The organism is Curtobacterium flaccumfaciens (genome assembly GCF_018598405.1).
Lineage (GTDB): Bacteria > Actinomycetota > Actinomycetes > Actinomycetales > Microbacteriaceae > Curtobacterium > Curtobacterium aurantiacum.
This window is the reverse complement of record NZ_JAHEWS010000028.1, coordinates 14493-27239: the sequence shown is the minus strand read 5'-3', so window position 1 is coordinate 27239 and position 12747 is coordinate 14493. Positions and strand designations below refer to the sequence as shown.

The window sequence follows — 12747 nt, the reverse complement described above, 5'->3', positions numbered from 1 at the left end:
CCCAGACTGAAGTCGATGACAGCACTCACATCACTCGTCTACATGTCCGTCGCCGCCGACGACCTGACCGACGACCAGCTGGTCGCCATGCTGCGCGAGGCACGCCTCCGCAACCACGCGCTCGGCGTCTCCGGGCTCCTGCTCGCCAAGGGCGGCCGTTTCATGCAGGTGCTCGAGGGTCCGGTCTGGAGCGTCGAGGACCGCTTCGCCGCCATCGAGCGCGACCCGCGGCACACCGGCGTGAAGTCGCTGTCGCGCGAGTCCATCGCCACGCGCCGGTTCGACGGCTGGGCGATGGCGTTCGGCAGCCCGACCGGTGACGAACTCCGTGACGAGCCCGGCTTCAGCACGTTCCTCAGCGACCGCACCGGTCTGCCGACCGGGGTGGCGGGCACGCCCGCCGACTGGCTGCTCCGCTGGTTCCGTGGGCGCGACCTGCAGGACCTGCCCGAGGAGCGCATCACGCTCGGCCGGCACGCGGCCTGAGACGCACCACCCCTCGGTCTGGAGGCACGGTGCGGGCCCGCCCCGTGCCTCCAGACCGACAGACTGGTCCCGTGGAACGACGTGAGCAGATCCTGGTGGCCGCGGCGGAGGAGTTCGACCGCGTCGGCTTCGCCGGCGCGACGATCGCGGGCATCGCCCGCACGGCGGGCGTCTCGCAGGGCACCCTGCACTTCCACTTCCCGACGAAGCTCGCCCTGGCGCTCGGCGTCATCGGTGAGCAGAACGCCCGCACCTTCGACGTCGTCAGCCACACCGACAGTTCGCCCGTCGCCGCGCTGATCGGGGCGTCGCACGGCATCGCCGATCTGCTCCGGACCGACCCGATCGTGCGGGCGGGGATCCGGCTGTCGCTGGAGCGCGGGGAGTTCCAGACCGCGACGCTGAGCTTCTACGAGCAGTGGATCGGCGGGATCGTCGACGTGTTCCGGCTCGCGGTCGCGAGCGGGGAACTCCGGACGGACCTGACCGCGGAGCAGCTCGGGTCGACCGTGGTGCCGTACTTCACGGGCGTGCAGCTCGTGTCCGACGTCCGGACCCGGCGCACCGACCTGATGCCGGCCGTGGCGACGATGTGGCGTGTGGTGATCGCGGCGACGGCGGACCCGAAGCACCGCGACCGGCTGCTCACCGTCGTCGAGGACGCGTTCGGGACCGACTGAACCGCTGGGTGCGGCGCGGCATGCGGGTGCGGCGCTGCCGGCGGGTCAGAGGTCGTGCAGTTCGCGGTCGCGGAACCACTTCAGCAGCCAGGCCGCACTGGTTCGGTCGAACGACCGCGGGAAGTCCATCGTGCCCGACAGGAAGGGACTGAAGCCCGCTTCGGACCGGATGTCCGAGTCGTCGAGCGCGCGGTAGGCCATCGACCAGCCGTCGAACCGCCGGCGTTCGATGTCCTCGCGCACGAGTGACTTCACCTCACCGTGCCGTCGGTCCTTCGCGATCACGTCGTACCGGTCCTGCACGCTCCACGCCGGCCCCTCGAGCAGCTGCATGAACCGGCCGCCCTTGGCGAGCAGGAGCCCGGAGACCCCGAGCGCTTCGTTGCGCAGCCGGGACTCCGCGAGCAGCACCGCCATGGCCTGGTCGTCGAAGGGGACGACGGCACGGCTCATGTAGACGATGGAGACGAGCACTCCTCCATCCTGCTGGGTGGAAGGCCGTTGCGCGAAGCGGATGTCCGCAACGCGCCCCGCGGATCGGCGCTGCGGATCAGCCCTGCGGCAGCTCGTGCGCGGTGACGTCCTCGTTGCGCTTCTGGCGCCACGGACGGGCCGGGGTGTTCGGGCCGTCCCAGACCAGGATCGCGCCCCAGGCTGCGGCGATCAGCGGCACCGAGATGATGGCGCCCGTGATGCCGGCGAGGACGGTGCCGGCGGTCAGGCCGATCAGGATGACGAGGCCGTGCAGCTTGAGCGTGCGGCCCATCAGGACCGGCTGCAGGAAGTTGCCCTCGAGCTGGTTCACCAGGACCACGATGCCGATCACGATGAGCGCCTGCACCGGGCCGAGGGCCACGAGCGCGACGAGGGCGGCGAGGATGCCGGCGGCGGTCGCACCGACGATCGGGATGAAGGCCGTGATGAAGACGATGACGGCCAGCGGCAGGGCGAGGGGGACCCCGACGATCGCGATGCCGACACCGATGCCGATCGCGTCGACCGCGGCCACCGTCGCGGTGCCGCGGACGTACCCACCGAGGGTCGAGACGACCCGGTCGCCGACGCGACGGGCCCGGGCGTAACGCTCGCCGGTGAACGGGCGGAGCAGGAACTCCCAGATGCTCGGGCCGTCCTTCAGGAAGAAGAAGAGCACGACGATCATCAGGACCAGGCCGGTCAGGAAGTTGGCGGTGGCCGAGGCGCCGGCGAGGGCACCGGAGCCGAACTGTGCGCTCGTGACGAAGTCGGACGCGCCCGCGACGGCGTCGTCGATCTGCTTGTCCGAGATCGAGAACGGCAGGTTCTTCGCGAACTCCTGCAGCTGCTGGAACCCGTCGACCGCCGACTTCTGCAGCTGTGCCCACTGGTTCTCGACCGCGACGACGATGAGCCAGCCGATCAGGCCGAGGACCGCGAGCACGCCGATGAGCACCGTGAGGGTGGCCAGGACCGACGGCACCCGGTGCTTCCGCAGCCAGGACACCACCGGGTGCATGGCCGACGCGATGATCAGGGCGAGGAGCACGGGGATCGTGACGACGCTCAGGATGTTGCTCGCCCAGACGATCCCGGCGACGACCAGCACGACGATGATGAGCTGCAGGCAGCGCGTCGCGAAGTGCCCGGCGGAGTCGGACCAGGCTGCCTGGACCCTCGACGGCGTGGGCGGGGTGGTGGGGCGCGGAGCGTCGCGGAAGAACGGCATGTCCGAGACGCTACCGACCGGAGCGCCGACGCGCCGGTTCCGTGGGGCAACGCGTCAGGGGCGGATGGTCCCGCCGCCTAGGATCGGGCGCATGGCGACCGTCCTCCTCGTCCGTCACGGACGCACCACCGCGAACGCCACCGGCGTCCTCGCCGGACGCACCGCCGGCGTGCGACTCGACGCCGTCGGCCGCACCCAGGCCGATCGCACCGCGGAGCGCATCGCCGCGGTGCCCGTCGTCGCCGTGGTGTCGAGCCCGCTCGAGCGCTGCCGGCAGACCGCCCGCGTGATCCTGGACCGACAGACCGACCGGCACTCCGGCGCGTCCGATCTGCTGATCGAGCGGGGCATCACCGAGGCCGACTACGGGCAGTGGCAGGGCCGGACCCTCGCCGACCTGGCGAAGGAACCCCTCTGGCGAACGGTGCAGGCGAACCCGAGCGCGGTCGTGTTCCCCGGCGGGGAGTCCATGCAGACGATGCAGTCCCGGGCCGTCGCGGCCGTCCGACGCATCGACGCCGAGGTCGAGGCGGAGCACGGGCCCGGCGCGGTCTGGGTCGCGGTGAGCCACGGCGACATCATCAAGAGCGTGCTCGCCGATGCGTTCGGCATGCACCTCGACCTGTTCCAGCGCATCGGCGTCGGCCCGGCCTCGGTGTCCGTCGTGCGCTACGGCGAGCACCGCCCCGAGGTCGTCGCGACGAACACCGAGTCCGGTGACCTGTCCTGGCTGGGCAGCGCTCCGGCGCCCACCGGGGACGCCGCGGTCGGCGGTGGAGCGGGCCATCCGGAACCCGGTGCAGGCACCGCCGGCGGGTCCCCGGCCCCCGACTCCGCGACCGGCCCTGCCCGACCCTGAACGGGCGGAGCCGGGCGCTCCTACAATGCGGGTATGCCCACCATCGTCCACGGCTTCGACTGGCCGGACCGCCTCGTCGTCGGCACCATCGGCCGTCCGGGTGAGCGCGCCTTCTACATCCAGGCCCGTTCCGGTCGTCGCGTCACCAGCGTCGCGCTCGAGAAGGAGCAGACCGCCGTGCTCGCCGACAAGATCGACGAGCTCCTCGACGAGGTCGCGACCGTCGACGACAACCGCTTCAGCGTGCCGCCGTCGGTGCCGGTCGAACTCCGCGACCCGGAGCCGCTCGACCAGCCCGTCGAGGCCGAGTTCCGCGCCGGTGCGCTGAGCCTGGGCTTCGACCCGTCCACGGCGCAGGTCGTCATCGAGGCGTACCCGATCGACGACGAGGTCGAGATCGTGTCCGAGGAGAGCGAGGACGGCATCGAGATCGAGGCCGTCGTCGAGATCCCCGAGCCCGCCGAGCTGTTCCAAGTGAAGATCCCGGTCGGCACCGCCCGGGCCTTCGTCGAACGCACCCGCGAGGTCGTCGCCGCCGGTCGTCCGCCCGGCGACGCATGAGCGACGGTCCGCTGTCCATCCGGGCGCGCATCCGCGAGGCGTCCAACGCCACCTTCCTCGCGGAACTCGACGGTGGGACCGTCGTCTACAAGCCCATCGAGGGCGAGCGCCCGCTGTGGGACTTCCCGGACGGCACGCTCGCCGGCCGCGAGATCGCCGCGCACCTGGTCTCCGAGGCGTTCGGCTGGGGTGTCGTCCCGCCCACGTGGATGGGTGACGGTCCGTTCGGGCCCGGCATGGTGCAGCGCTGGCAGGACGTCGACCCCGAGCAGGACGCCGTCGACCTGGTGACGCCGGAGCTCGCCGAGGCGGCGGGTTCGCCCTGGCTGCCCGTGCTCGAGGCGATCGACGAACATGACCAGCCCGTCACGCTCGTGCACGAGGACTCCGAGGCCCTGCGCCGGATGGCCGTCTTCGACGTCGTCGTGAACAACGCCGACCGCAAGGGCGGGCACGTGCTCGCGATGCCCGACGGCCACCGCTTCGGCGTCGACCACGGGCTCACCTTCCACGTCGAGCACAAGCTCCGGACGGTCCTGTGGGGTTGGATCGGGGAGCCGCTCGGGCCGGACGAGCTCGAGGGCCTCGACCGGGTGTCCGAAGCCCTGCGCGGTGGTCTCGGTGACGAGCTCGCCGAGCACCTGACGGACGAGGAGATCGACACGCTCCGGGCGCGCTGCGCGGCCCTGCGCGCCGTCGGGATCTTCCCGCCGCCGCCCGGTGACGGCCCCGCCGTCCCCTGGCCGCTGTTCTAGACGCACCCCGTCCACAGCCTGGAGGATCGTAGCGGACCCGCCACGGGCCTCCAGGCCGTCCGTCGCCGGCTTCAGAGCCCCCAGTCGTCGCGGAAGAGCGCGCCGCCGGCCCCGCGACGCGAGCCGAGGTACGAGCCGACCACGGCGACCCCGAGGTCCTCGTTGTCCGGCGCGACGACACTGCCGTCCACCCGCTTCGCCATCGCGTCGACGAACCGGGCCAGCCCCGGGTCCTCGCCGAGCCGGAAGAACGTCGTCTGGGCGCCGAGGCGTCCGGCGTTCTCGAGCTCCCGCACCGTCAGTGCGATCGTGACCGGGTCGGGCGGGTAGTCGAACCAGACCTGCCCGTTCGGCTCGAGGTGCGAGGTCGGTTCCCCGTCGGTGACGATGAGGAGCACCGGCTGCGCCGTCGGGTGCTTCCGGAAGTGCCGGTTCGCGAGCAGCAGGGCGTGGTGCAGGTTCGTGCCCTTGTCCCACATGGCGTCGAGGCCCACGAGCTGTTCGACGTCCATCACCTCGGCCTCGCGACCGAACGCGATGAGCTGCAGGTCGTCGCCGCGGAACCGGGTCGACACCAGGGTGTGCAGCGCCAGGGCCGTGCGCTTCATCGGGACCCAGCGGTCCTCCATCGCCATCGAGAACGAGGTGTCGACGAGCAGCGCGACGCAGGCCTGGGTGCGGGCCTCGGTCTCCTGCACCTCGACGTCCTCGATGCTCAGGTGCACGCCGGCTCCCTGCCGACCGCTGGCCGCCGTCCGGACCACGGCGTTCGTGATCGTGCGCGGGATGTCCCACGGCTCGGTGTCGCCGAACGCCCACTGCCGTGACGCCCCCGAGGGTTCACCGGCGGCACCGGAGCGACGGAGGTCCCGCGCGCCCTGGCGGCCGGACATCCGCTGGGCGACGTCCTTGAGCAGGCTCTTGCCGAGCTGCCGCATCGCCTTCGGGGTGAGCCGGAGCTGCCCGTCGGCACCGCGGCGCATCGCCCCGGAGTTCCGGAGCGCCTGCTCGAGGCGCTGCAGGGTCTTCGCGTCGACCGCCGCCTCGTCGCCGAGCTGCCGGGACAGCGCGTCGAGGTCCAGGTCGTCGAGCTCCGAGCCCGGCCCGGACTGGGCGAGCTGGTCGGCGAGGGCGTCGAGGTCCGCGATGTCCTGGAACACCCCGGTGCCGTCGCCCAGCCCGAGGCCCTGTTCGCCCTCCATACGCTCGGATCCGCCCCAGTCCTCGCCGGGACGCAGCGCGCGCAGGGTGCCGTCGAGCTGGGACAGCTGCCCCATCAGGTCGGGGGAGCCGAAGGCCTGCTGGGCGAGGGCGTCGAGTTCGTCCCGCTGCTCCTGGGTCATCGAGTTGCGCATGCGCTGCGCCGCGGCCGCTCGGGCTGCCAGGTCGTCGAGCAGCTCGTCGACGTTCGCAGGGTTCGACGGGAAGGCTGTCGTACCGAAGAGCACAGTGCCGTGCTGGTCCATGAAGTCGTCGAACTGCTGCCGGGTGTCCTCGCCGCGGGCGTGCGCGTCGAGCAGGGCGTTGAGGTCCTGCATCATCGCGCTGACGGCGGCCCGGTCCTGGTCGGTGGCACCCTCGAGCGCCTGTTTCATGCCGGCGAAGCGCTGGTCGAGCACCTCGCGGCCGAGCAGGTCCTTGATCTCGTCGTACTTCTGGCGCGCGGTCGGGCTCGTCCAGTCGTAGTCGCCGAGTTCCTGCACCGCGGCGGCGGGGGAGGGCGACAGGCTGTCGAGCTGCAGTTCGGCCAGGGCCCGGTCGCCGTCGTCGAGGTCGACGTTGCGGGCGAGCTCCCCGCGCTCGGCGAGCAGCGCCTGGTCGAGCAGTTCGCGGACCTGCTGCAGGGTGCCGTCGAGGTTGTTCCTGCTCGTCAGCTCACGGCGGCGCTCCGCCACCCGGCGGGCCAGGTCGTCGAGGCCGCGCTGCGTCCGTCCGCCGCGCCGCAGGAACTCCCGCATCGCGCGCTCGGGCGACGTGCCGCCCATCACGTCCTGCCCGATCGCGTCGAGCGCCTCGGCCAGGTCGACCGGGGCGGCGAGCGGGTCGGGTCCGTCGGTGTACCGGCCGTACCGGGTGTCGCGCGTCAGGCGCCGGTTCTGCCTAGCCATAGACGGCTTCGCCCCCGCCGGACTCCTTGCTGATGCGCCGGGCCAGGAACAGTCCCTCGAGGGCGAGCTCGATCGCGCCGGCCCGTTCGCCGTCGTTCGTGGCACCCATCCGGTCGCACACCTGGTCGTACAGGTCGGACTCGCCGATCGACGGCAGGCCCTCGAGGAACGCCCGGGCGCTGACCTGCTCACCCGTGGTCACCATCGTGCCGCCGTCGAGCGCGTCCACGAGCACCGCGAAGTCGAGGCCCGTGAACCGGGAGCGCACGGTCTCGGCGGTCGCGGTGCGGAGCAGGTGCGCGAGGACCTCGTCGGCACGGTCCTCCTCGCCGTTCTCGAACTCGATCTTGCCGCCGAGGACGTCCACCGCGGTCTCGAGGTCGATCGGCCGGGCGACCGCCTCGTCCTCGCCCTGGCGTGCGGCGCGGTGCACGGCGGCGGCGGACACGGTCTCGGCGCCGGCGATCGCGAACCGGGCGCTCACGCCACTGCGCTGGTCGACGGCGCTCGAACCACGCAGTGCCCGCGTGAACCGGGCGAGGATCTCGATCAGGGCATCGGGGACCTCCGCTGTCAGCTGGGCCTCCTGCCGGATGACGGCGATCTCGTCGTCGAGCTCGATCGGGTAGTGCGTGCGGATCTCGGCGCCGAAGCGGTCCTTCAGCGGCGTGATGATCCGGCCGCGGTTCGTGTAGTCCTCGGGGTTCGCACTCGCCACGACGAGCACGTCGAGCGGCAGCCGCAGCACGTAGCCGCGGATCTGGACGTCGCGCTCCTCCATCACGTTGAGCATCGCGACCTGGATGCGTTCGGCCAGGTCGGGCAGCTCGTTGATCGCGACGATGCCGCGGTGGCCACGAGGGACGAGCCCGAAGTGGATGGTCTCCGGGTCGCCCAGGCTGCGGCCCTCGGCGACCTTCATCGGGTCGACGTCGCCGATCAGGTCGGCCACGCTCGTGTCCGGCGTCGCGAGCTTCTCGACGTAGCGGTCGTCGCGGTGCCGCCAGCTGATCGGCAGGGCGTCGCCGAGGTCGTCGGCACGCCGGATGCTCGCGGTGGTGATCGGTTCGTACGGGTGCTCGCCGAGCTCGGAGCCCGTGATGACCGGGGTCCACTCGTCGAGCAGCCCCTGCAGGGTGCGGAGCAGGCGGGTCTTGCCCTGGCCGCGCTCGCCGAGCAGGACGACGTCGTGGCCGGCGATCAGGGCGCGTTCGAGCTGGGGGATGACGGTGGTCTCGAAGCCGTGCAGGCCGGGCCAGGGATCGGTGCCCTGGCGGAGGGCGGTGAGCAGGTTGTCGCGGATCTCGGCGCGGACCGTCTTCTGGACGTGACCAGAGGTGCGGAGCTCGCCGACCGTGCGGATGTCGGGTCGGGTCACGTTCTGGACGTTACGCCGTTGCGGTCTGGAGGCACGGTGCCAGCTGGCACCGTGCCTCCAGACCGCTTGTGGGTTTCCACAGCACCCGCGATCATGGAGATCCCGGCGACGGAGCCGGATTCGAAGTAGGGGGATCCGGCTCCGTCCCCGGTTCCTCGTTCCGCATCTGAACCACATCGGCGATCTCGGCGTACGGTCCCCTTTCGTGAGCAGCGCGAACGCAACCATCAAGAGCCTGGTGCCCGCCAGGATGGACCGCTTGCCGTGGACCCGGTTCCACTGGAGCGTCGTCGTCGGACTCGGCATCTCGTGGATCCTCGACGGTCTGGAGATCCAGATCGTCTCGAACGCGGGGTTCCAAGCCGACCTGAACCTGTCGACACAGCAGGTGACGTCGCTCGGCACCATCTACCTGGTCGGCCAGGTCGTCGGTGCACTCGTGTTCGGACGGATGTCCGACCGGTTGGGCCGCCGCAAGCTGTTCATCCTGACGTTGGCGATCTACCTGATCGGCTCGGGCATCGCGGGCCTCGCCCAGGACTTCTGGTTCCTGGCGGCCTTCCGGTTCGTCGCGGGACTCGGCATCGGCGGCGAGTACGCCGCGATCAACTCGGCGATCGACGAGCTCATCCCGGCGAAGTACCGCGGGCACGTCGACATCGCGATCAACGGCACGTACTGGGGCGGTGCCGCACTCGGCGCGTTCGCGAACATCTACCTGCTCGACACGTCCTACTTCGCCGAGGACGTCGGCTGGCGCATCGGGTTCTTCCTCGGCCCGGTGCTCGGCATCGCGATCATCTTCCTGCGACGGCACATCCCGGAGAGTCCGCGGTGGTTGATGACGCACGGGCGCGAGGAGGAGGCCGAGGCCACCGTCGCCCGCATCGAGGAGTCGGTGGAGCAGACCACCGGGACGAAGCTGCCGGACGTCGACCCGTCGAAGGCGATGACGGTCACGCCGAGCGATCGCGTCGGCTTCCTGACCATCGCGCGCGTGCTGCTGAAGCAGTACCCGACCCGCACGCTCGTCGGCGCGACGATGATGATCACGCAGGCGTTCCTGTACAACGCGATCTTCTTCACCTACGCCCTGGTGCTCACGAACTTCTTCGGCCTGAAGACGGCGGAGACGGCGGTCTACTTCTTCCCGTTCGCGATCGGCAACCTGCTCGGCCCGATCATCCTCGGCCGCTTCTTCGACACCTGGGGTCGTCGGCAGATGATCTTCCTGACGTACCTGGTGTCCGGGCTCGTGCTCGCCACGTCGGCGTTCCTCTTCCGGGCCGACGCGATCTCGGCGACGGTGCAGGTCGCGTTCTGGTGCGTCTCGTTCTTCTTCGCCTCCGCCGGGGCGTCGAGCGCCTACCTGACCGTCAGCGAGATCTTCCCGCTCGAGCTGCGGTCGCAGGCCATCTCGTACTTCTTTGCCCTGGCACAGATCTTCGGTGCGATCGCGCCGGCCATCTACGGCGCCTTCATCGGGGACGGCTCGTCGCGGGAGCCGCTGTTCTGGGGGTACCTGCTCGGATCCGCGGTGATGATCGGCGGCGGCGTGGTGGCGTTGATATTCGGGGTCGACGCCGCACGGAAGGGGTTGGAGGACGTCACCCAACCGCTCTCGGTGCTCACCGGGGACGCGAAGTCGGACCGGGAGTGAGCCACGCGGCGGCGGCCTGACATTCTGTATTCAGAGTGTTTAGCGCCGCCGTCGCAGCGCTGTCACTGTTCCTCCATGGCACTCCTCCACAGCGCGACACCGGCGACCACGATCCACGGCGGCGACCGTCCCCGCCTCGGGGGCACCGCCCGTGCGTGACCCTGGGGTGATGGAGCACACCCCCATGCGCGCCGGGGCCGGCGACCTCGACCCCCACGGCCTACGCCGCAGTCTGCTGCGCGACGCGGTGTTCCTGCGTCTGCTCGACAACGTCCTGCGGGGGGAGTACCGCCGCGGGCAGCGTCTGCGGCTCGACACCCTGGCGTCGGACATGCGGGTGTCGCGCACGCCTGTGCGCGAAGCCCTCGTGACCCTCGAGTCGCTGCAGCTCGTCACGGTCCAGCGGTACGTCGGGGTCGTGATCTCGCACTGGTCGGTCGACCAGATGATCGAGCGCCTGCGGATCGCCCAGGCCCTGCTCGTCGATCCGCCGTCGACCTCTGTCGGGTACCAGGACCGGTTCGACAAGGCGTGGCTGCGCGAGTGCTGGACCGAAGCCGGTGCCTTCGTCGAACTCGGGGCCTGGTACCTGCGCCGCCGCGGGTCGTCGGTCAGCGGCGACTGGTTGCTGTCGCAGCGCATCGTGCTCGACATGTTCTTCACCGACGACGTCGCCCTGGCGAACGGCATCGATGCCGTGGTCGACCGGCGACGACGGGTCGAGATCGTCGAGCGTGCGGTGGACGCTGCCGACCGTGACGCCCTCGACGAGTGTGCCGCCGCACTGCTCGACCTCTCGACCGCGCTGATCGCCCTGCCGGACCGCTTCCGGGTGGTCGTGCCGGCCTGACGCCGGGTCGGCTGCGGATCCGTTCAGGTCCCCGCCGACCGCTGCGGGTCCGCTGGTCTCGGCACCCCGCGCCCCGCACGCCGAAGTCCTTCGCACTGGATCGTCAGGCAACGTCGTGGCAGCCTTGACCGGTTGCCGTCCCCGGCGTGTCCACCGACGACAGGAGTGCCCGTGAACGACGTCCGCGATCGATCCCACCGCTTGAACCGAGCGGCCGGGATCGCACGGCACGGACGTCTGCGTCGCTCGAGCCCCTTCGCCACCGCCGCCAAGTTGGTCTCCGGCGTCGTCGCGGTGGCGCTCGTGAGCTCGGTCTCGGTGACGGCCATCGCGGCGAAGCAGGTCACGGACGACCTCGGTGACGGCGTCGAGATCCAGGGGCAGCCGGCGCCGAAGGCGAAGGGTGCCAAGCCGCTCAGTGCCTTCAAGGGCGGCTTCAACATGCTCGTCGTCGGCACCGACAACGACCCCGAGCAGAGCGCGGCGTTCGGGGAGCGTGACGCGACCCTCAACGACGTCAACATCCTGCTGCACGTGTCGGCCGACCACACCAACGCGACCGCGGTGAGCATCCCGCGCGACCTCGTCACACCGATCCCGGCGTGCAAGAAGACCGACGGCACGGGCACGGCGCCGGCGATGGCCGCGCAGCCGATCAACACGTCGTTCGGCGAGGGCGGCCTGAACTGCGTCACCCAGACGGTCTCCGGGCTGACCGGGCTCGACATCCAGTACTCGGCCGCGGTGTCGTTCAAGGGCGTCATCGAGATGTCGAACGCGATCGGCGGCGTGCCGGTCTGCGTCGCCCAGCCGATCACCGACTCGTACACCGGACTGAACCTGCCCGCCGGTACCTCGACCTTGCAGGGTGACGAGGCCCTGGCGTTCCTGCGCACCCGGCACGGGGTCGGCGACGGGTCGGACCTCGGCCGGATCTCGAGCCAGCAGGTCTTCCTGTCGTCGCTGCTCCGCACCGTGAAGTCGAACGACACCCTCGGCTCGCCGACCCGCCTGTACAAGCTGGCCCGGGCTGCGGCGTCGAACATGCAGCTGTCCCAGAGCCTGAACGACATCGGCACGATGGTGCAGATGGGTCTGGCGCTGCGGGACCTGCCGTTGGCGCAGGTGAACTTCGTGCAGTACCCGGGCACCACGGGCGGCACCGGTGTCTACGAGGGCAAGGTCGAGCCGACGACGTACCTGGCCGACCGGCTGTTCGCGAAGATCAAGGCCGACCAGTCGTTCTCCCTCGGGGCGGACAGCACGGGCATCGGGTCGGAGACGAACCCGACGCAGCCGACTGCGGCTCCCTCGTCGCCGGCCGCTGCGCCGGAGCCCGCGGATCCTGCGACCCCTGCGGCGCCGTCCGCTGGCACCCCGTCGTCCGCTGCGCCCCGCACGCCGTCCCTAACGCCGGAGACGATCGACGGGCTCGAGGGTCAGTCCGCCGACCAGCAGACCTGCTCCAAGGCGTTCGGGTACTGAGGCGCGGCTGGGCGGTGGGGCTGGCCCGTCGCCCCCCTTCCGCGAAAGCGACAGTCTGCCGCCGAACGTTCGCGGCACTCTGTCGCTGTGGCGGCACGGTCGGGCCGGATCGGCGGCGCAGTGTCGCTTTCGCGGGACTGACCGTCGGCGAGTGCACGTGCGCGCGTGCGCGTGCGCCGGAACGTCAGCCGTGCCCCCGCCGGCGAAACAGAAACGGGGG

Annotated in this window: 12 protein-coding genes; 8 read left to right on the top strand and 4 right to left on the bottom strand. The window is 71.0% G+C overall.

Features of this window, described 5'->3' with window-relative positions:
* Positions 1-15: 15 nt before the first annotated feature.
* A complete protein-coding gene (locus KK097_RS15365) occupies positions 16-486 on the top strand; it encodes a BLUF domain-containing protein (protein WP_214545338.1) in 471 nt (156 codons plus the stop codon).
* Between the two features lie 71 nt (positions 487-557).
* On the top strand, positions 558-1166 hold the full coding sequence (locus tag KK097_RS15360) for a ScbR family autoregulator-binding transcription factor (protein WP_214531223.1): 609 nt from the start codon (positions 558-560) through the stop codon (positions 1164-1166).
* A 45-nt stretch (positions 1167-1211) separates the two neighbouring features.
* Here the strand turns inward: KK097_RS15360 and KK097_RS15355 are convergent, their stop codons facing one another.
* Together KK097_RS15355 and KK097_RS15350 are read right to left on the bottom strand one after the other, a co-directional pair.
* A complete protein-coding gene (locus KK097_RS15355; protein WP_017888306.1) occupies positions 1212-1640 on the bottom strand; it encodes a BLUF domain-containing protein in 429 nt (142 codons plus the stop codon).
* A gap of 76 nt (positions 1641-1716) precedes the next feature.
* On the bottom strand, positions 1717-2871 hold the full coding sequence (locus KK097_RS15350) for an AI-2E family transporter (protein WP_214531221.1): 1155 nt from the start codon (positions 2869-2871) through the stop codon (positions 1717-1719).
* A 91-nt stretch (positions 2872-2962) separates the two neighbouring features.
* Between KK097_RS15350 and KK097_RS15345 the strand changes: the two genes are divergently transcribed.
* Genes KK097_RS15345 through KK097_RS15335 form a run of 3 tightly spaced genes read left to right on the top strand, consistent with a single transcriptional unit; the run spans position 2963 to position 5046 of the window.
* On the top strand, positions 2963-3730 hold the full coding sequence (locus KK097_RS15345) for an Rv2135c family putative phosphatase (protein WP_214545337.1): 768 nt from the start codon (positions 2963-2965) through the stop codon (positions 3728-3730).
* 33 nt (positions 3731-3763) lie between these two features.
* Complete coding sequence (locus KK097_RS15340; protein ID WP_071406497.1) at positions 3764-4291, top strand: Rv2134c family protein; 528 nt, start codon at positions 3764-3766, stop codon at positions 4289-4291.
* Positions 4288-5046, top strand: a complete 759-nt coding sequence (locus tag KK097_RS15335; protein WP_214545336.1) for an Rv2133c family protein — start codon at positions 4288-4290, stop codon at positions 5044-5046. The genes KK097_RS15340 and KK097_RS15335 overlap by 4 nt, the downstream gene beginning before the upstream one ends.
* Positions 5047-5117: 71 nt before the next feature.
* On the opposite strand, the gene KK097_RS15330 is transcribed toward KK097_RS15335, so the two are convergent.
* Positions 5118-7154, bottom strand: coding sequence for a vWA domain-containing protein (locus KK097_RS15330; RefSeq protein WP_214545335.1), 2037 nt, complete (start codon positions 7152-7154; stop codon positions 5118-5120).
* A complete protein-coding gene (locus KK097_RS15325) occupies positions 7147-8532 on the bottom strand; it encodes a MoxR family ATPase (protein ID WP_214545334.1) in 1386 nt (461 codons plus the stop codon). The genes KK097_RS15330 and KK097_RS15325 overlap by 8 nt, the downstream gene beginning before the upstream one ends.
* Positions 8533-8737: 205 nt before the next feature.
* On the opposite strand from KK097_RS15325, the gene KK097_RS15320 reads away from it, so the two are divergent.
* The 3 genes from KK097_RS15320 to KK097_RS15310 all read left to right on the top strand — a co-directional run bounded on the left by KK097_RS15320 (position 8738) and on the right by KK097_RS15310 (position 12527).
* Positions 8738-10192 (top strand): MFS transporter, encoded by a 1455-nt coding sequence (locus tag KK097_RS15320; RefSeq protein ID WP_307858410.1) that lies wholly within the window; start codon positions 8738-8740, stop codon positions 10190-10192.
* A gap of 169 nt (positions 10193-10361) precedes the next feature.
* The gene (locus KK097_RS15315; protein WP_214545333.1) at positions 10362-11042 is read left to right on the top strand and encodes a GntR family transcriptional regulator; all 681 of its coding nucleotides are present in this window, start codon (positions 10362-10364) and stop codon (positions 11040-11042) included.
* Positions 11043-11213: 171 nt separating this feature from the next.
* On the top strand, positions 11214-12527 hold the full coding sequence (locus tag KK097_RS15310; RefSeq protein ID WP_214545332.1) for an LCP family protein: 1314 nt from the start codon (positions 11214-11216) through the stop codon (positions 12525-12527).
* The last annotated feature ends 220 nt before the right edge of the window (positions 12528-12747 follow it).